The following is a 17,746-nucleotide window of genomic DNA, read 5'->3' as shown; positions in this document are numbered from 1 at the left end:
CTCCACTGTGGAAGGCGAGCCGGTCGTCCCCTGGGGAACTCCCGATCGCGGGGTGCCAGCAGACTAGGCGCGGACGGCGATGCTCTTCTAACACCGATTCGGCATCATCCGATACCTGATCCGCATCACGGCTGCGGAGCGTTCCCGGACCCGCCGACCGGCGCAATCACCACCGCCCTCACCCCGCATCCGGAGCAGCGGAAGTCCCCCACCGAGCCGCCCCGAGCCCGAACTGGGCCGATCAGGTGATCTCCCCCGACCGCGAAAACCCACCAGTGCAGGGACTTCCGCACCGGCCGCGCGAACGATCCGGCCGCCCAGGCGGGACGATCAGAACCGCCCGTTCCCACCGCGAACTCACGGGAACACGGGCCGCCGCGGGGCTGGTCCCCGACCGGGTGCGGGTCGGTCTCGGGGGTCGACGGGGTGCGGAAGCGTCGGAGGAGGCCGGGGCCGAGGGGCCGCCTGCGAAGCACCAGGCGGCGATCACCGGGTCGCAGAGCGCGCAGCCGAACGACGAGTGCTCGGCGAACGGGATGATCGGGGTGCCGTTGAGGTGGTGCAGCACGTCCCACGCCGTGTGCAGGAGCCACGCGATCCCGATGAACGTCCACGAGCTCAGGCCGCGGTAGGCCACGTAGGTCGTCACGGCGGTGAAGGCGAACTCCCAGAGCCCCAGGCCGCCGCCGCTGAGGTACGCGGCACCGGCTCCGGCGACCACGATCGCGTTGAACGGGCGGCGGTGCCGCGGCGGGATCAGCGAGTTCAGCAGCACGTGCAGGAGGTCGATGATCAGTGGTGCGATGATGGACATCGCCCGACGCCATGCCACGACCACCTCCCCCCGAGCAGTGGCGACGACGGCAGGGACCGCCGAATTCCGGCCAGGTCTCGAACGTTCGCGGGTTCCCGATCAGCCGGGGGCGGTGATCCGGTCGAGCCATTGGGCCAGCAGTGCGCGTTCGGGGGCGGTGAGCTCGGTGAGCCCGTCCAGTCCGGCTCGCAGCGTCAGCGCCGCGCCGACCTCCGGCGGGGCGTCGCGCTCGGGATCGGGGCCGGCGCCGACGATCGAGGCGATCGCCGCTTCCCGCACGAGGTCGCCGAGGCCGGGATCCCGGTCCGGTGCCGCGGTCCCGATGAGCTCCAAGGTCGCGCCCGTCGCCGCTGCGTGCACCAGCCGGGTCGCGCGTGACTCCGGGACGAGCAGCCGGCCGGTTCGCGCGATGCGGCGGATCGGGCCCGCGAACAGCTCCGCCGCCTGCCGCCGCGCGCTCGGCCCCCCTGCAGAGCGGGGCTGGCCGTGCACGGCCGCGTAGGCGGCGGGGTTCTCGATCCCGAAGCGCACGTGCAAGTCCCAGCCGCGGCGCAGGTCCTCGACGGGATCGCGGCGGGCCGACCACGATTCGCGCTGCACGAAGGACGCGAAGACGCGCTCGGTGACCGCGTCGAGCAAACCGCCCTTGTCGCCGAAGAACCGGTAGATCGTCGGAGCCTGCACGCCCGCCGCCGCGCAGACCGCGCGGGTGGTCATGGCATCGGGGCCGCCACCGGCGAGCAGCGCGGACGCCGCATCGATGATCCGCTCACGAACCCCGTCCGACACGGGTACCGATGCTAGTTCCTCCGCGTCAGCGACGGTAAGGCCGATTTTCCCCCGATCTCCCCCGCCCAGACCGGGAGCGCCGGCGATGCGCATGTCCAGGCGGATCGATGCAATCTCACGGGTTCGAGCGCTTCGACTCGACCGCTTCCGGACCCCGGCTCCGCCCGGCTTCGAGGCTGACATCCCGTCATGACAACGGGCATCACCGCGACCGGCACCTAGGGCGGAACCGGTCAGTGCGCTGTTGACTGCGACAGACCCGCTGAATATTGTACCGATGCTCGATTTAGTACAACCAGCTCCGGCCAGGTCCGCGGAGCGGAAACGCAAGCGGGAGAGCGCATGACGATCACCGTCGATCGTTGTCCGGACGGCGGGCCCACCGCGTCCGGCGACCCACGCGGAGGCACGCGGTGACGGCCGGGAGGTTCACCGGTCGCCTGGGCGCGGCCGTGCTGAGCCTGGTGCTGGTCGGCACCGGGGTGGCCTCGGCCTACGAATCCGCCCGGTCCGGAACGGGACTGCGGGACAAGCTCAAGATCGTCGCCCCGGCCGCGCCGGGCGGCGGCTGGGACACCACGGCCCGCGAGCTCCAGCACGCCGCGCAGGAGAACGGGCTCACCGGCTCCAGCGAAGTGCTCAACGTCGAAGGCGCCGGTGGCACCATCGGCCTCGCGCGGACCGTCAACCAGCCCGGCGATCCGAACACGCTGCTGCTCACCGGGACCACGATGCTCGGCGCCGTCGAGATCAACGGCTCGCCGAACCAGGTCACCGACACCACCCCCATCGCCAAGATCACCCAGGACTACGACGCGATCGTCGTGCCCGCCACCTCGCCGTTGCGCACCACCGGCGACCTGATGCAGCGCTGGGCGACCGACCCCGGCGGCGTGGTCGTCGGCGGCGGCTCCATCGGCAGCCTGGACCACCTGCTCGCGGGATCCGCCGCGAGCGCGGCCGGCGTGGGGCCCGCCGGGCTGAACTACATCGCCTACTCCGGCGGTGGCGAAATGGTGGCCGCACTGCTGGGCGGCCACCTCGACGTGGGAGTGGCCAACACCAACGAGATCAGCGATCAAGTCACCGCCGGGGAACTGCGCGTGCTCGGCGTCTCCTCCCCGCAGCGCACGGTCGACCTGCCCGACGCCCCGACGCTGCGGGAATCCGGCTACGACATCGTGATGTCGAACTGGCGGGGACTGGCCGCCGCGCCGGGCATCACGCCGGAGCAGGCCGACGACATGCGGGGGTTCGTCCGCCGTCTCGTCGCCACCCCGCAGTGGCGGGAAGCGTTGCTGCGCAACAACTGGCTCAACGGTTTCGAGGACGGCCCGGCCTTCGACCGCACGCTCGGCGCCGAGACCGAGCGGATCCGGGACATCACCGAGAGGTTGGGGCTCGCATGACGACGACGGACGCTCCCACCGACAAGGGCGGCGCGAGCGGAGCCGACCGGCTGCTCGCGGGCCTGGTGCTCGTCATCGGCGCATTCCTGGTCCTGCAGGGGCTGCGACTGCCGTTACCGCTCAACGTCGGCTACCTGGGACCGCAGTGGTTCCCGATCGCGGTGGGCGTGCTGCTGATCGTGCTGGCGGGCGCGCTCGTCGTGCAAGCCGCGCGGAAGCCCGCCGCGCCTCCGGCGGAGGACGCGGAGACGCCCGGCGGCGACTGGCGCGCGTTCGGGATCGTCGTCGCGACCCTGGCCGCGCACCTCGCCGTGCTCGTCCTGCTCGGCTGGATCCCGGCGGGCGCCGTGCTGTTCTGGGGCGTGGCCCGCGCGCTCGGCAGCTCGCGCGCCCTGTTCGACCTGGGGGTGGCGGTGGTCTTCTCCTGCACCGTCCAGTTCGCGTTCACCGCCGGACTCGGCATCGCGCTGCCGATCGGCCTGCTGGCGGAGGTGCTGTGATGGACGCCTGGAACCTCCTGATGGGCGGATTCGCCGACGCGCTGTCGCCGATGAACCTGCTGCTGTGCCTGGTCGGCGTGGTGCTGGGCACCGCCGTCGGCGTGCTGCCCGGCCTGGGCAGCTCGATGGCCGTGGCCATGCTGATCCCGCTGACCTTCCGGCTGGAGCCGACCGGGGCGTTCATCATGCTCGCCGGGGTGTACTTCGGCGGGCAGTTCGGCGGTGCCACCACGGCGATCCTGCTCAACACGCCGGGGCAGTCGTCCTCGATGGCCACCGCCTTCGAGGGATTCCTGATGGCCCGCCGCGGCCGAGCCCCGCAGGCGCTGGCCACCTCGGTGATCGGCTCCTTCGTCGGCGGCACCATCGCCTGCGTCGCGGTCGTGTTCTGCGCGCCGTTCATGGTGGACTTCGCGCTGCGGTTCGGGCCCGCCGAGTACTTCGCGCTGGCGCTGTTCGCGTTCGCCGCGACCGCCGCGGTCGTCGCCGACTCCGCGGTGCGCGGGTTGACCGCGCTGGGGCTGGGCCTGGCGATCGGCGTCGTCGGCATCGACGCGCAGACCGGGGTGGCCCGCTACACGCTCGGGTCGAGCTCCCTGCTCGACGGGATCAGCGTGGTCGTCGTGACCGTCGGCATGCTGGCCATCGGCGAAGTGCTGCACGTCGCCGCCCGCAACCGCGGAGCGCAGCGGTTGCAGGACATCGACACCGGGCGGCCCTGGTTGAGCCGCCGGGACGTCCGCCGCTCGTTCCTGCCTTGGATGCGCGGCACCGCCATCGGCCTGCCGTTCGGCGCGATTCCCGCCGGAGGTTCGGAGATCCCGACGTTCCTGTCCCTCGGGCTGGAACGGCGGCTCGCCCGGCGGCGGGGCGGATCCGAGTTCGGCAGCGGAGCGATCGAAGGCGTCGCCGCGCCCGAAGCCTCGAACAACTCCACCACGGCGGTCTCCCTGGTTCCGCTGCTCGGGCTGGGCCTGCCCACCTCGGCGACGGCCGCGATCATGCTCGGCGCGTTCCAGCAGTACGGGATGCAACCGGGGCCGCTGCTGTTCCAGAACGAGGGCGATCTGGTCTGGGCGCTGCTGGCGAGCCTGTTCATCGGCAACGTGCTGCTGCTGGTGCTGAACCTGCCGTTCGCCCCGCTGTGGGCGAAGTTGCTGAGCATCCCGCAGCACTACCTGTACGCGGCGATCGCCGTGTTCGCCACGCTCGGCGCCTACTCCTCGAAGCTGGCGATCTCCGACGTGGTGCTGGTCTACCTCGTCGGTCTGCTGAGCTTCCTGCTGCGCCGCACCGGGGTTCCGCTGGCACCGGTGCTGATCGGCGTCATACTCGGCCCGCTGGCGGAACAGGAACTGCGCCGGGCGATGGCCCTGGGCCAGGGCGACGTGCTGGTGCTGTTCGACAGCCCCATCGCCCTGAGCCTGTACGCGGTCCTGATCGCGGCGCTGGTCGTGGTGCTCGGGATGCGGTGGCGCGCGGCGCGAACGCCGGCGCGCGGCTGAGCGGCCGGGGCCGCCCCGGGCGGCCCCGGCTCACCCCCTCTGGGTCGTCGCTGCTCAGCGACCCGCCGCCGACGAGGCACGAGCGAGAAGGGCGCCATGTGCACTCGTTAGCCTGAGGGGGCGCTGGCCTCGGCGGCTCACGCGGCGGAGGCCGCCGATCCCGGCCCCGGCGCACGGCAGCCACAGCGCGAGGGAGCGACGAGGAAACCATGGCCCCCACCATCGCGATGCAGGTCATCGACCTCATTCGACGTTCCGGCCTGGATCGGGGCACGCACGTGCGGGAGCAGTGGGCGGCGGATTCGCTGGGCATCTCCCGGTCCCCCGTCCGCAAGGCGCTGGCGTACCTCGCCGAGCTCGGGCTGGTCAGCCAGGAACCCAACCGCGGGTACTTCCTCAACCGCTCGTCGAGCGAGCTCGCCCACGTCGACCTGTCGGCCGGTTCGAACGCCGAGGAGGACGCGTACTTCCGCATCGGCGACGAGTACCTCACCGGCCGGTTCACCGACGAGTTCACCACCGCCGAGATCTGCCGTCGGCACGGACTCACGACGCGGGAGGCCGACCGGGTGCTGCTGCGCATGGAGCGGGAGGACCTGATCCGGCGCAGGCCGGGCCGCGGCTGGGAGTTCCAGCACCTGCTGTCCACGCGGGAGGCGCACGACCAGAGCTACCGCTTCCGCATGATCGTCGAACCGGCCGCGGTACTGGAACCGGGATTCGCGGTGGACGCGGAGAAGTTCGCGCTGCACCGCGAACAGCAGGAGTCCCTGCTGAGCGGGGACGCGCTGCTGCTGCCGCGCGGCGAGCTGTTCCGGGTGAACGCGGAGTTCCACGAGATGATCGTGGGCTGCGCGGCGAACGCCTACCTGCTCGACGCGGTCTCCCGCGTCAACCGCGTCCGCAGGCTCATCGAGTACCGGCACCAGACCGACCGGCATCGCCTGGTCCGCCAGGCGCGGGAGCACCTGGAACTGCTCGACCTGCTGGAAGGCGGCGATCAGGCGGCGGCGTCCCGGTTCCTGCGCGACCACCTCGACGAGGTCCGCGAGCTCAAGACCCGGCTGCCCGGCTCGGGCTGAGTCCGCCGCGCGTCGGTCGGCCGCGAGTCGAGACCATCCCGAAGATTGTTCCGTTCGCGCCAACAAGAACACTCCGCGACCGCATTTCGCCGCGTGAAAACAGCCAGAGTCACATTTTGTTTTTTCCGGTGATTCCATACAATCTAGCCATGAAGACCGTCGAGACCGCTGAGCTCGCCATCGGTGAGCGCGCCTACCGGTACGTTCCCCTTCGCGGGCTGGCCTCCGAGCGCGAGCTGGCGGCCATGCCGTACGCGATCCGCGTCCTGCTGGAGAACGTGGCCCGCCGCGCGCCCGGCTCGCTGGAAGCGGTGCTGCGACGGGCGCGGGAACGCGGCAGCACCTGCGAGGTTCCGGTGCACCCCAACCGGATCATGCTGCACGACACCACCTGCCTGCCCGCGCTCGCGGACTTCGCCGGCATGCGCGACGGCGTGGCCGAACTCGGCGGCGACCCGGAACGGCTGCAGCCCGCCATCCCGGTGGACCTGACCGTCGACCACTCGGTCATCGTCGAGGAGTACGGCACCCCGGCCGCGCTGGAGAACAACCTGCTGATCGACTACCGGCGCAACCGGGAGCGCTACGAGTTCATCAAGTGGGCCGAGGGCAGCGTGCGCAACTTCCGGGTGGTGCCGCCCGGGACCGGGATCATCCACCAGGTCAACATGGAATCGCTGGCGCGCGTGGTGTGGACCGACACCGGCGGCGACGCCCCGGTGCTGCACCCGGACGTGCTGGTGGCGACCGACAGCCACACGCCGATGATCAACTCGATCGGGGTGGTGGGCTGGGGCGTCGGCGGGCTCCAGGCGCAGGCGGCGATGCTCGGCGAGCCGGTCGTGATCCCGTTCCCCACCGTCGTCGGCGTGCGGCTGCTCGGCGGGCTGCGCAGCGGCGTGACCGCCACCGACCTGGCGCTGACCCTGACCGAGGCGCTGCGCGCGCACGGCGTGATCGACAAGTTCGTCGAGTTCTTCGGCCCCGGCGCGACCGGACTCGGCTGGGCCGAGCGGGCGGCGGTCTCGAACATGGCGCCCGAATACGGCGCGACCTGCTCCTACTTCCCCTTCGACGCGAACGCCGCTAACTACCTCGAACTGACCGGCCGCGACGACGAGCACCGCGCCGTGGTCACCGAGTACCTCCGCGCGCAGGGCCTGTTCCGGACCGGGTCGGAACCGGACCCGACCTACGACGAGGTGCTCACCCTCGACCTCGGCACCGTGGAACCCAGCGTCGCCGGACCCCGCCTCCCGCACGAGCGCACGCCGCTGTCGGCCGTCCCGGGCACGTTCCGCGCGGCGGCCGGGGAGCAGGAACCCGTGCCCGGCGCGTTCGACCAACCCGTCCCCGCCGGAGGGGTGGCCATCGCCTCGATCACCAGCTGCACCAACACCGCGAACCCGGCGCTGATGGTGCAGGCGGGGCTGCTGGCGCGGCGCGCGGCGGAACGCGGCCTGCGGGCGAAGCCGTGGGTGAAGACCTCGCTGTCCCCGGGATCGCGGGTCGTCAGCGACTACCTCGACGCGGCGGGACTGCTCGCGGCGCTGGCCGAAACCGGGTTCCACGTCGCCGGATTCGGGTGCATGACCTGCATCGGCAACTCCGGGCCGCTGCACCCCGCGGTGGACGAGCTGGTCGGCCGGGGCTTCGTGCCCACCGCGGTGCTCTCCGGCAACCGGAACTTCGCCGGGCGCGTCAACCCGAAGGTCTCACTCGGCTACCTCGCCTCACCGCCGCTGGTGGTCGCCTACGCCCTCGCCGGTTCCGTGCTGCACGACTTCGACACCGAGCCGATCGGCCACGACCGCGACGGAGCACCGGTGCTGCTCGCCGATCTGTGGCCCTCCGACGAGGAGGTGCGGCAGGTCGTCGCCGACGCCGTCCGGCCCGAGATGTTCCGCGCCAACACCGGGACGCTGCGCGACGGCACCGAGCACTGGCACGCGCTGTCCGCGCCGGACGACACGCTGTTCCCGTGGGACGAGGACTCCACTTACATCCGCAAACCCCCGTACCTGACCGGGCTCTCCCGCACTCCGAAGAGCGAGCTCGGCTTCCGGCGCGGCCGTGCGCTGCTGTGGCTGGGCGACGACGTCACCACCGATCACATCTCACCCGCCGGAGCGATCCCCCTCGACAGCGCCGCCGGACACCACCTGCGCGCACGCGGGACCCGGCCGCACGACCTCAACCAGTACTCGACGCGGCGCAGCAACCACGAGGTGATGCTGCGCGGCGCGTTCACCAACCGCGCCGTGGTCAACCGGCTGCTGCCGGAGTCGGAAGCGGGCTCCGGCGGCCGGGCGCACGACGCGTCCGGGCAGCACGTCATGTCCGTGCACGACGCCGCGATGTCGTGGCGCGCCGAGGGGACCCCGCTGGTGGTGATCGCCGGCAAGAACTACGGCGCCGGGTCGAGCCGGGACTGGGCCGCGAAAGCCCAGGCACTGCTGGGCGTGCGAGCGGTGGTGGCCGAGACGTTCGAGCGGATCCACCGCAGCAACCTGATCGGCATGGGCGTGCTGCCGCTGGTGTTCGAGCCGGGGGAATCCGCGGCGGACCACGGATTCGACTCCGGCGACGAACTCGACCTGTCCGTGCCCGACCCGCTCGTCACCGGGCTGAACCGCGCCACCATGACGATCACCCGTGCAGACGGGACTGAGCAGGTCCTCGCCTTGCGGCTCCGCATCGACTCCGCCAGCGAGATCGACTACCTCCGCCACGGCGGCACGCTGCCCTACGTCGTCCGAAAGTCCCTCACCTGACGAGGCCCCCGAACCACCCACCCGCACGAATGGCACTCCCCCGTGGCACCGCCCCACCTCCCACCCGCAACGTCTCGCGACATCGCGGGGAAGGGGGCGGGTGAGTCCTGTTCGAGTGGTGGCGGTTCGGGCGGTGGGTGGAGCCGCGGGAGGGCGGTGGCCGGCGCTGCTCGCCGCGGTGCCCCGCGTCAGGGGATGAGCAGAACGCGGCCGAAGGCGGCGCGGCTCTCGATGTGGCGGTGCGCGGCGGCGGCCTCGGCGAGCGGGAACTCCTGGTCCAGCACGACGGTGAGCTCACCGGACGCGACCCGGTCGATGAGCCGCTCGACGACCGCCCTGGTGCGGGGCGGGTCGTGCTCCATCTCGCCGCCGAAGTAGACGCCGTTGAGCGAGGCGTTCTTGAACATCAGCGGCCCGAGCTGCGGCGGTCGCGTTTCCCGACCGGCCTGGCCGACCCAGCTGATCCGCCCCCGGTAGGCGAGCGCGCCCACGCTGCCCTCCAAGGTGCTCCCGCCGACCGAGTCGACGACGAGATCGACTCCGCGCCCGTCGGTGAGCTCCTGGACGCGGTCGGCGACGTCGGTGTCCTTGTAGTTGATGGCGTGGTCGAGGCCGAGTTCGGTGAGCCGGGTCAGCTTCTCGGCGCTGGAGGCCGTGCCGATCACCGTCGCTCCGGCGGCCTTCGCGAGCTGCACGGCGGCCAGGCCCACGCCGCCCGCGGCGGCCTGCACGAGCACCGTCTCGCCCGCCTGCAACCGGCCGAACTCGAACAGGCAGTCGTCGGCGGTGCCGAATTCGACGGGGATGCCCGCGGCGAGCCGCAGGTCCAGCGCGTCCGGCACCGGGTAGACGTGGCCTTCCCGCGCCACGGCGAGCTCGGCGTGCGAACCCGCGGGCATGAACGCCACCACGCGCTGACCCGCGCGCACCGAGGTCACACCCGCGCCGACGGCCTCGACGGTGCCCGCCGCCTGGTAGCCCACGACGTGCGGTGCGGTCTCGAACGGCGACATCTGCCGGTGCAGCAGGTCGCCGCCCTGCACGCTGACCGCCGCGACGCGCAGCAGCACCTCACCGGCTCCTGCCTCCGGGTCCGGGACGTCCTCGTAGCGCAGGACCTCGGGACCGCCGTTCTCGTAGTACACCGCCGCCTTCATGCCAGGCCTCCTCGTGATCGTGTGTTCCCAGGGATTCAGTGTCGGCGCGCGGCCTCGCGCCGTCAGCGCGGAGCCGCCGAGCAGCGCCCACCCCCCGGTCAACCGGTGCCGCGCGCGGGACATTCCCCAGACAGTCCTAAATGGACTCATTCGGCAGCGCGCCCGGCCACCTCGAACCGGCGTGCCAGGCGTGCGAAGGCCTCCGCGAGCTCGGGCGGGCCGACGACCTCGACGTCCGCGTCGTACCTGCCGATCGTGGCGGCCAGGCCGACCCAGGACCACGACCCCAGCACCAGGCGGCACCGCTCCGGGCCGAGCTCCTCGACGACCCCGTCGTGGGCGAAGCGCGATACCGCGGCTGCGGGCAGGTCGAGGATCACCTCACCTCGGCAGGGCCACCCGGCGGAGCCCATGAACTTCTCGGTCACGAAGTCCGCCACGTCCCCGCCGGGCAGCGCGCGCGGGGTGAAGCGGGGGCCGGTGGGCGTGCGCGGAGCGATCCGGTCGACGCGGAAGGTGCGCCAATCGTCGCGGTCGAGGTCCCACGCGACGAGGTACCAGCGCCCGCCCCAGGTCACCAGGTGGTGCGGCTGCACCCGGCGCGGCTCCCCGTCCCGCGCCGAATGCGCCGGGACGTAGTCGAACCGCAGCACTTCGCGGGCGTGCACCGCGGCGCCCACCGCCACCAGGACCTCGGTGTCGACCTGCGGGTTCGCCCCGGACCCGGCCCGCTCGACGGCGGTGACCCGCAAAGCGTCGATGCGGTGCCGCAACCGGGCGGGCATGACCTGGCGGACCGTGCTCAGCGCCCGCGCCGCGGCCTCCCCGATGCCCGCTCCGGTACCGGCGGCGCTCTGCAGCGCGACGGCGAGGGCGACGGCCTGCTCGTCGTCGAACAGCAGCGGCGGCAGCTCCGCGCCCGCCTCCAGCCGATAGCCACCATCAGGTCCTTTGACGGCCAGGATCGGGTACCCGAGTTCGCGCAGGCGTTGGACATCGCGGCGCACGGTGCGCTCGCTGGTGTCCAACCGCTCCGCCAGCAGCGGCCCCGGCCAGTCCCGGCGCGCCTGCAGCAGCGACAGCAGAGCGAGCAACCGCGCCGAGGTTCCGTGCATGAATCCGATGATGCCCGCCAGAAGCGGACGGTACCTGGCCGCTTCCCCTGCGAAAGTCGTCACGAACCACGACGACGACCCGAAGGACGCCATGACAGCCACGACCGCCACCTCCCCCGCCGTCGACGACGAGCGGGCCGACCTGCTCGCCGAACTCGCCGCGGCCCGAGCAGCCCTGATCACCACCACGCGCGGGCTCAGCGACGAGCAGGCCGCCGCCCGCCCGACGATCAGCGCGCTGTGCCTGGGAGGCCTGCTCAAGCACGTCACGAACGTCGAGCGGAGCTGGATGCGCTTCGTCCTCGAAGGGCCGTCGGCGATGACCCTCGAGCTTCCCGACGGCGTGACCTGGGACGACTTCATGGCCGGAACGGCGCGCGAGTACCCGCAGTGGGCCATCGACCGCCAGCAGGAGTTCCAGGTGCTGCCCGGCGAGACGCTGGCCGGCATCGTCGAGAGCTACGGGCAGGCCGCCGCCGAGACCGAGCGCATCGTCACCGCGCTGCCCGGCCTGTCCGCGACGCAGCCGCTGCCCGAGGCGCCCTGGCACGAACCGGGTGGCCGCCACAGCGCCCGCCGCGTCCTGATCCACATCATCGCGGAGACGACCCAGCACGCCGGGCACGCGGACATCCTGCGCGAAACGCTCGACGGGCGTTCGGCGTGACCGCCGGGGAGCACGAGGTGGTCGCGGCGTGCTGACCCGGCTGTCCGCGCGGGCGCTCAACCGGGCCGCGCTGGCCCGCCAACTGCTGCTGGACCGGGCCGGCCTCGGAGTCCTCGACGCCGTGGCGCACCTCGGCGGCCTGCAGGCCCAGGAACCGCAGGAACCGTTCATCGGCCTCTGGTCCCGGCTGCGCGGGTTCGACCCTGCGGTGCTCTCGGACCTGCTCACCGAGCGGCGGGTGGTGCGGACCCACCTCATGCGCCGCACGATCCACCTGGTGAGCGCCGAGGACGCCGTGGCGTGGCGGACCCGGCACGACGCGATGCTCCGCCAGCGGCTGCTCGGGGTGTACCGCCGGGAACTCGACGGCGTCGACCTCGACGAACTCGCCGCTGCGGGCCGGGAACTGCTGGCCGACGACGAGCCGCGCTCGATGCCGGAGCTCGGGCGCGCGCTCGCCGAACGCTGGCCCGCCGCCGGGGCGCGGGCGCTGGGCGAGGCGGTGATCGTCCTCGTGCCCGCCGTGCAGGTGCCGCCGCGCGGGCTCTGGCGGGCGAGCGGGGGCGCGCGCAACGTGCTGCTCTCGTCGTGGCTGGGGCGCGAGGTGGACCCGCCGCCCGGGGACGGGCCGGATCCGGCCGGGGTGGCGCTGGTGCGGCGCTACCTCGCCGCGTTCGGCCCGGCCGCCACGGCGGATCTGCGCGCCTGGTGCGGAGTGGCCGGGCTCCCCGCCGCGGTGGCGTCGATCCGGGCCGAGCTGGTCGCCTTCCGCGACGAGCGCGGGCGCGAACTGCTCGACCTCCCCGACGCGCCCCGGCCCGACCCGGACGTGCCCGCACCGGTGCGCTTCCTGCCCGCGTTCGACAACGCGATCCTCGGCTACGCCGACCGCGGCCGGATCATCGACGACGAGCACCGCGGCCTGTCGGTGGCCGGGCAGCGCGCCGTGCTCGTCGACGGCCGCGTCGCGGCCACGTGGTCCGTCGAGGGCGGGACCGTGCTCGTCGGCCCGCTGCGCGGCTTCTCCCGACTGGACCGCGCCGAGGTCACCGAGCAGGGCCGGGAGCTCGCGTCGTTCCTCTCCGACGGCGCGAGCGACCACGTCCAGGTCCTGGAGTAGCGAGCCCCCCGGGGGGCGCGGCCCGCTCGGTCGCGCCCCCGCCTCATTCGCTGTGCTCAGCGCCCTTCCCGGTCTGGCCGATGGTGCCGTGCGCCGTCGAACGGCCGGGCTGCGCCGGGGCACTCGGGCTCACCGGCGAACCGGTGCGCTTGTGCTCGGACACCTCCGGCATCTGCTCCTGCGAGCCGGACGAGGGCGTGGCACCCCGCTCCAGCTCGTCCAAGCGGCTGGTGAGCAGCGTGGTCACCGGCACGCGATCGGCGTGGCCGCGTTCGTGCTCCAGCAGCGTCCGGATCTCGTCCGCGTCCAGCGCGCGCATCCGGTGGCGCAGCGTCCCGATCGGCAGTTCGTCGTAGTCCGGTAGCGGTAGTTCTTGCTCGGCCAACAGAATCTCCTCACATCGGCGGTGGAGCTCGGGGCGGGAGCGGTCAGGAGGGCACGACCGGCACGACCCAGCCGTCGTCGGCCGCGCTCCAGTCGGCTTGGCGACTCCAGCCCGCGGCGGAGAGCTCTTCGTCGGCGTGCTCGGGCTTCGACTTCTCCGCCGGCAGCTCCAGCTTCGTGACGGGCGTTCCGCGATCGTCCCGCACGATGATCACCGGAGCACCGCCCGCGTTCGCGGTGATGAAGTGCGCGTTGTTCGCCATGCTGTCCGCGTCCCTTCCGTGCTCGGCGAGTACTTCCACCTCCCCGCCTACCCACCCGGCCGGGCGCTTATTCCCAACATCAGCCTCCGTCAGAAGCGGATCGCGCGACGGGTCAGTCGTGGTCGTTCTGGGACTTCCCGCCTTCGGCGAGGAGGGCTTCGACTCGGATGAGGACGTCGATCTGGGCGGGGTTGTAGAGGTCGCGCAGTGCCTTGCCGAAGGTCCGCTGGGCGTGGCGCATCCCGCCGGGGGCGTCGGCGTGGATGTCGCGCAATCCGGGGTTCGCCGCTCCGACGTCGCGAACGTAGGGGGCGAGGCGTTCGGCCAGCTGCTGGCGGGTGTCGTCGTCGGCGTCGGCGGCCAGCTTCTCGAAGTCCTTGTCCGCGACATCGCCGGGGGCGTTGCGCAGCAGGTCGCCGTAGGTCTGCAAGCCCTGCGGGCCGAGGACTCGGGTCATGACCACGACCAGCGAGCGGTCCGCGTCCGAGAGCTCCGCCTCCGCGGCGACCGGGGCGAAGTCCGCGGGCAGGTCGGTGGGCGCGGACTTGCTCAGGATGAGGCCGAGCTCGATGCGGGCGCGCTGGAGGCGTTCGATGGTGGCCGCGAGTTCGGCGTCGAGGGTGCGCAAAGCCTGCTCCGGGTGGTCGTCGTCGTCGCCCATGGCGGCGATCTGGGACAGCGAGAATCCGAGGTCGGTCAGCCGCTTGATCCGCAGCACCCGCACCAGGTGGGCCACGCCGTACTGCTTGTACCCGTTGGCTCGCCGCTCGGGCTCCGCCAGCAGGCCGACCTCGTGGTAGTGCCGCACCGCGCGCAGGCTCGTCCCGGCCAGTTCAGCGATCTCACGCGTGCTCCATCCCACGCCATCACCTCGTTCGTAGAGCGTTGCGCCGGCGCGGTCGCGCCGACGGGTTCCAGTGAAAACCGTGCCGTCGCGGCACGGTCAAGCGCGCGGGCGCCGGAGCCTCGGGAAGTACCGCGCATCACTCGGAGCCGAGCGACACCGCGCCCGAAGTGTGCCCCACGCCACTTCACCCAGGTCTTGAGCATGCCGTTGCGGCACAGCGTCTCCTGGTTCGCAGCTCACCAACGTCACGGCATTCCGGGAGAACAGCGATGACCACGATGGACCGCATCGACGACCGCACCGATCGGACGACGGCCGAACCGGCCTTCGAGCAGAAGCAGACGATGCTCGACCACCTGGGCGGCCCTTCGGGGATGGTGTACACGACGCTGCCGGTCGTCGTCTTCGCCGCGACCGTCCCCTTCGCACCATTGCCGATCACCATCGGGATCGCGGTCGCCGTCGCCCTGGTGCTCGCCGCAGTGCGGCTCCTGCGCGGGGAGAAGTTCACGGCGGCGTTCGGCGGCGTGTTCGGCGTCGCGGCGGCGGGCGGCGTCGCCGCGTGGACCGGATCGGCCAACGACTTCTTCCTGATCGGGATCTGGGCCAGCCTCGCGGGCGCCGTCGTCACCCTCGCCTCGCTGCTCGCCCGCAGGCCGATCACCGGGGCTGCCTGGAACGCCCTGCACGGCGGCACGCACCGCTGGCGCGAGGACCGGCCGTCGCTGCGCGCGCACTACATCGCCACGCTCGCCGCGACCACCGTGTTCACCGCCAGGTTCATCGTCAAGGAATGGCTCTACCTCGCCGATTCCACCGGTTGGCTCGCGTTCGCGAAGGTCGCCATGGGCACACCGCTGACCGCGCTCGCCGCCGTGGTCGTCGTCTGGGCCTTCCGCCGCACCACCAAGCGCCTCCTCCCGTCCCACGCCTGAGGCTCGCGGACGACGCGGGCAGCACTGCCCGGCGGTGCGCGGAAACCATCGAGCCGGAAATGAGCTGTCGCCAACGCCTTCCGGACGCCGTAGCCCGGAAACGGGCGGCGCCGGTCAGCGCCGGGCTCGGGCCGCCGCCGCCATCATCACGGTGCCGACGGCGAAGGCCGCGCCCAGTGCGCCCCAGCCCGTCAGCGCGCCGCGCAGGACGACGACGGTCATGAAGGGCGGGCCCACCGCGAACTGCACGGCCTGCCCGAAGTCGAAGGCGCCGAGGTAGGCGCCCATCGAACGCTCCGGCGCGAGCCGGTAGGACAGCTCGAACGCCGACACCGAGTGCATGTTCTCGCCCACCGTGATCAGCACGACGGCCAGCACCACCACCAGCAGCACGACGTCCGCGGACGCGTTCTCCGCGGTCAGGAACAGCGCCGCCGCGGCCAGCAGCGGGACCAGCGCGCGGATCGCGGTGCGGCGCGCGGCGGGGATGGTGCGGGTCCACCTGGTCAGCGGCACCTGCAAGCCCACGGTCAGCACCGTGTTGATCGCCAGCAGCGGCCCCACCCAGCCGTCGGCCAGCGGCGTCCGGGTGATGATCCACAGCGGCAGCAGCGTGAACAGCACCGAGTCGTGCAGGAGCAGGATCGCGTTGCCCGCCACCAGCGTGAGGTAGCGGGGGTCCTTGAGCACCGCCTTGCGCCGCTCCGCGGACTCCACCGCGACCTCGACCGGTTCGGGCACCCGTCCGCGTCCGCGCCGGATGAGCACCCGCACGACGGCCAGCAGCACCAGGAAGGACAGCGCGTTGATCGCGAACCCCGTGAAGTACGCGGCGTCGGTGCCGATGGAGACCACGACGCCGCCGAGCAGCAGGCCGACGCTCATGCCGATGTTGCGGGCGGTGCGCAGCACGGCCATGGCGCGGCTGCGGTTCTCGGGACGCTCGGCCTGCAGCAGGAACAGCTGCTGCACGGGCGCGCTGGCCCGGTCCGCCAGACCCAGCACGCAGAGCAGGACCGCGTAGGCCCAGAACGAGGACACGAACGGGAAGGCCGCGTACCCGATCGTCCGGACCAGCAGCAGGAACGTCCACACCCCGCCCGCGCCGATCCGGTCCGACAACCACCCGGCCGGTCCCGGTGAGGCGAGCGCGATCAGGTTCGCGGCGCCCACCACGACACCCACCTGGACCGGGTCGATCCCCAGGCGCACCACGACGTACACCGGGATGAGCACCAGGAACAGGCCGGTGCCCAGCGCGTCCACCAGCCCGCCGCCCGCCAGGACCAGACCCCGGCGGCTTCCCCGGGCTACATGCGTGAACTGCACGACAAGACCTCTCAACACCGCGATCCCCGCCCCAGAGGGGCGGGCTCCGCCCCGCGGGGCGGAGCTGAATGCTGTCAGCTCTCCAGCGAGACCGGGCACCCGGGCGGCGCCGCGGCGCGTCCGGCGGCCAGGCCCGCCACGAATTCGTCCACTGTGGTGGGACGACTTCCCCAGCCCAGCTCGCCGCTCAACCGGAACAGCTGCGGCAGGCGCTGCGGGTCGGTGTCGGTGAAGACCTCGGCGGGAGTGCCGTCCGCGATCAGCTCGCCGTCGGTGAGCAGCAGCACGCGGTCGAAGTTCTCGACGCAGAAGTCCATGTCGTGCGTGGTGGCGATGACGGTGCGGCCCCGGCCGGCGAGGTCCTCGACGACCGCGCTCAGCACGTCGAGCGCGAACGCGTCCTGGCCGGTGGTGGGCTCGTCCAGCACCACCACCGGGGTGTCCATGGCCAGCACCGACGCGATGGCCACCAGCTTCCGCTGGGCGGGCGCGAGGTGGTACGGGTGCGCGTCCGCCAGGCCGGTCAGGCCGGTGGCCGCCAGCGCCGCCGCGACCTGGGCGGCGACCACGTCGTCGGCGTGGCCCAGGTTGCGCGGGCCGAAGCGGACCTCGGCGGCGACCGTGCGCGCGTGCAGCTGATCGGCGGGGTTCTGGAACACGAAGCCCACCTCGGCCGCGAGCGCCGAGATCGAGTGCTCGGCGGTGTCCATGCCACCGACCAGGACCCGGCCGGAGGTGGGCCGGGCGAGGCCGTTGAAGTGCTGCACCAGCGTCGTCTTGCCCGCCCCGTTGGGGCCGATGACCGCGACCCGCTCCCCTTGGCGCACGGTCGTGGTGATCCCGCGCAGCGCGGTCACCTGCGCGTCGTAGTCGTGGGTCAGCGACTCGACCCGGATATCTGCCCGCACTGTGCGGCCTCCCTAACGAGTCCTTGCAGGTTGGATGGGGTTCTCATCCGTGCCTTGTCGGCGGCGGAGCCGCTGAGCGGCGGCCACCGGCAAGCCGACCACCGGCGGGTTCTCGGTTGTTCCCTCGCGAGGACGGCTTCTTCCCTGG

16 protein-coding genes and 1 pseudogene are annotated in these 17,746 nt (G+C 72.4%); 8 read left to right on the top strand and 9 right to left on the bottom strand.

Annotation, left to right across the window (positions count from 1 at the left end; translation table 11 throughout):
• Positions 1–454: 454 nt before the first annotated feature.
• Together OOZ19_RS30025 and OOZ19_RS14550 are read right to left on the bottom strand one after the other, a co-directional pair.
• Positions 455–814, bottom strand: a pseudogene (locus OOZ19_RS30025) (DUF6010 family protein); the annotation flags it as partial.
• A 99-nt stretch (positions 815–913) separates the two neighbouring features.
• Positions 914–1,603, bottom strand: coding sequence for a TetR/AcrR family transcriptional regulator (locus OOZ19_RS14550; protein WP_266090632.1), 690 nt, complete (start codon positions 1,601–1,603; stop codon positions 914–916).
• 413 nt (positions 1,604–2,016) lie between these two features.
• Between OOZ19_RS14550 and OOZ19_RS14545 the strand changes: the two genes are divergently transcribed.
• The 5 genes from OOZ19_RS14545 to acnA all read left to right on the top strand — a co-directional run bounded on the left by OOZ19_RS14545 (position 2,017) and on the right by acnA (position 8,873).
• Positions 2,017–3,012, top strand: a complete 996-nt coding sequence (locus tag OOZ19_RS14545) for a Bug family tripartite tricarboxylate transporter substrate binding protein (protein WP_266090631.1) — start codon at positions 2,017–2,019, stop codon at positions 3,010–3,012.
• A complete protein-coding gene (locus OOZ19_RS14540; RefSeq protein WP_266090630.1) occupies positions 3,009–3,512 on the top strand; it encodes a tripartite tricarboxylate transporter TctB family protein in 504 nt (167 codons plus the stop codon). The genes OOZ19_RS14545 and OOZ19_RS14540 overlap by 4 nt, the downstream gene beginning before the upstream one ends.
• The gene (locus OOZ19_RS14535; RefSeq protein WP_266090629.1) at positions 3,512–5,017 is read left to right on the top strand and encodes a tripartite tricarboxylate transporter permease; all 1,506 of its coding nucleotides are present in this window, start codon (positions 3,512–3,514) and stop codon (positions 5,015–5,017) included. The genes OOZ19_RS14540 and OOZ19_RS14535 overlap by 1 nt, the downstream gene beginning before the upstream one ends.
• Before the next feature lie 209 nt (positions 5,018–5,226).
• Positions 5,227–6,099 carry an FCD domain-containing protein gene (locus tag OOZ19_RS14530; RefSeq protein ID WP_266090628.1) on the top strand — a complete coding sequence of 291 codons (873 nt, stop codon included), beginning with the start codon at positions 5,227–5,229 and terminating at the stop codon, positions 6,097–6,099.
• Positions 6,100–6,248: 149 nt separating this feature from the next.
• The gene (gene acnA, locus OOZ19_RS14525) at positions 6,249–8,873 is read left to right on the top strand and encodes an aconitate hydratase AcnA (protein WP_266090627.1); all 2,625 of its coding nucleotides are present in this window, start codon (positions 6,249–6,251) and stop codon (positions 8,871–8,873) included.
• A 188-nt stretch (positions 8,874–9,061) separates the two neighbouring features.
• Here acnA and OOZ19_RS14520 read toward each other — a convergent pair whose 3' ends face one another.
• Together OOZ19_RS14520 and OOZ19_RS14515 are read right to left on the bottom strand one after the other, a co-directional pair.
• Entirely contained in the window at positions 9,062–10,030 is a 969-nt protein-coding gene (locus OOZ19_RS14520; RefSeq protein ID WP_266090626.1) for a quinone oxidoreductase family protein, read from the bottom strand.
• Positions 10,031–10,176: 146 nt separating this feature from the next.
• Positions 10,177–11,145, bottom strand: a complete 969-nt coding sequence (locus OOZ19_RS14515; protein ID WP_266090625.1) for a helix-turn-helix transcriptional regulator — start codon at positions 11,143–11,145, stop codon at positions 10,177–10,179.
• A 91-nt stretch (positions 11,146–11,236) separates the two neighbouring features.
• Between OOZ19_RS14515 and OOZ19_RS14510 the strand changes: the two genes are divergently transcribed.
• Positions 11,237–11,812 (top strand): DinB family protein, encoded by a 576-nt coding sequence (locus OOZ19_RS14510; protein ID WP_266090624.1) that lies wholly within the window; start codon positions 11,237–11,239, stop codon positions 11,810–11,812.
• A 31-nt stretch (positions 11,813–11,843) separates the two neighbouring features.
• Positions 11,844–12,932 (top strand): winged helix DNA-binding domain-containing protein, encoded by a 1,089-nt coding sequence (locus tag OOZ19_RS14505; RefSeq protein ID WP_266090696.1) that lies wholly within the window; start codon positions 11,844–11,846, stop codon positions 12,930–12,932.
• A gap of 43 nt (positions 12,933–12,975) precedes the next feature.
• Here OOZ19_RS14505 and OOZ19_RS14500 read toward each other — a convergent pair whose 3' ends face one another.
• The 3 genes from OOZ19_RS14500 to OOZ19_RS14490 form a co-directional block, all read right to left on the bottom strand.
• On the bottom strand, positions 12,976–13,317 hold the full coding sequence (locus OOZ19_RS14500; RefSeq protein WP_266090623.1) for a DUF8129 domain-containing protein: 342 nt from the start codon (positions 13,315–13,317) through the stop codon (positions 12,976–12,978).
• Positions 13,318–13,360: 43 nt separating this feature from the next.
• Complete coding sequence (locus tag OOZ19_RS14495) at positions 13,361–13,618, bottom strand: hypothetical protein (RefSeq protein ID WP_266090622.1); 258 nt, start codon at positions 13,616–13,618, stop codon at positions 13,361–13,363.
• Positions 13,619–13,691: 73 nt separating this feature from the next.
• Positions 13,692–14,441: a helix-turn-helix domain-containing protein gene (locus OOZ19_RS14490; protein ID WP_266090621.1), complete on the bottom strand. Its 750-nt coding sequence runs from the start codon at positions 14,439–14,441 to the stop codon at positions 13,692–13,694.
• A 254-nt stretch (positions 14,442–14,695) separates the two neighbouring features.
• Here OOZ19_RS14490 and OOZ19_RS14485 point away from each other — a divergent pair, with 254 nt between their 5' ends.
• Positions 14,696–15,361: a DUF3159 domain-containing protein gene (locus tag OOZ19_RS14485; RefSeq protein WP_266090620.1), complete on the top strand. Its 666-nt coding sequence runs from the start codon at positions 14,696–14,698 to the stop codon at positions 15,359–15,361.
• Positions 15,362–15,475: 114 nt separating this feature from the next.
• Here OOZ19_RS14485 and OOZ19_RS14480 read toward each other — a convergent pair whose 3' ends face one another.
• Both OOZ19_RS14480 and OOZ19_RS14475 read right to left on the bottom strand, forming a co-directional pair.
• Positions 15,476–16,690: an MFS transporter gene (locus tag OOZ19_RS14480; protein ID WP_266090619.1), complete on the bottom strand. Its 1,215-nt coding sequence runs from the start codon at positions 16,688–16,690 to the stop codon at positions 15,476–15,478.
• 74 nt (positions 16,691–16,764) lie between these two features.
• Entirely contained in the window at positions 16,765–17,598 is an 834-nt protein-coding gene (locus OOZ19_RS14475) for an energy-coupling factor ABC transporter ATP-binding protein (RefSeq protein WP_266090618.1), read from the bottom strand.
• Between the last annotated feature and the right edge of the window lie 148 nt (positions 17,599–17,746).

Origin of the sequence: Saccharopolyspora sp. NFXS83 (assembly GCF_026241095.1) — a bacterium.
In the GTDB taxonomy this organism is placed as follows: domain Bacteria; phylum Actinomycetota; class Actinomycetes; order Mycobacteriales; family Pseudonocardiaceae; genus Saccharopolyspora_C.
Note: the sequence above shows the minus strand (reverse complement) of the source record. Positions and strands in the feature narration are given on the sequence as shown.

Bases quoted from the DNA above. Each gene is read 5' to 3' on its own strand.
- OOZ19_RS14540 (WP_266090630.1), top strand. From the start codon at position 3,009: ATGACGACGACGGACGCTCCCACCGACAAGGGCGGCGCGAGCGGAGCC.
- OOZ19_RS14535 (WP_266090629.1), top strand. From the start codon at position 3,512: ATGGACGCCTGGAACCTCCTGATGGGCGGATTCGCCGACGCGCTGTCG.
- OOZ19_RS14530 (WP_266090628.1), top strand. From the start codon at position 5,227: ATGGCCCCCACCATCGCGATGCAGGTCATCGACCTCATTCGACGTTCC.
- acnA (WP_266090627.1), top strand. From the start codon at position 6,249: ATGAAGACCGTCGAGACCGCTGAGCTCGCCATCGGTGAGCGCGCCTAC.
- OOZ19_RS14520 (WP_266090626.1), bottom strand. From the start codon at position 10,030: ATGAAGGCGGCGGTGTACTACGAGAACGGCGGTCCCGAGGTCCTGCGC.
- OOZ19_RS14515 (WP_266090625.1), bottom strand. From the start codon at position 11,145: ATGCACGGAACCTCGGCGCGGTTGCTCGCTCTGCTGTCGCTGCTGCAG.
- OOZ19_RS14510 (WP_266090624.1), top strand. From the start codon at position 11,237: ATGACAGCCACGACCGCCACCTCCCCCGCCGTCGACGACGAGCGGGCC.
- OOZ19_RS14485 (WP_266090620.1), top strand. From the start codon at position 14,696: ATGACCACGATGGACCGCATCGACGACCGCACCGATCGGACGACGGCC.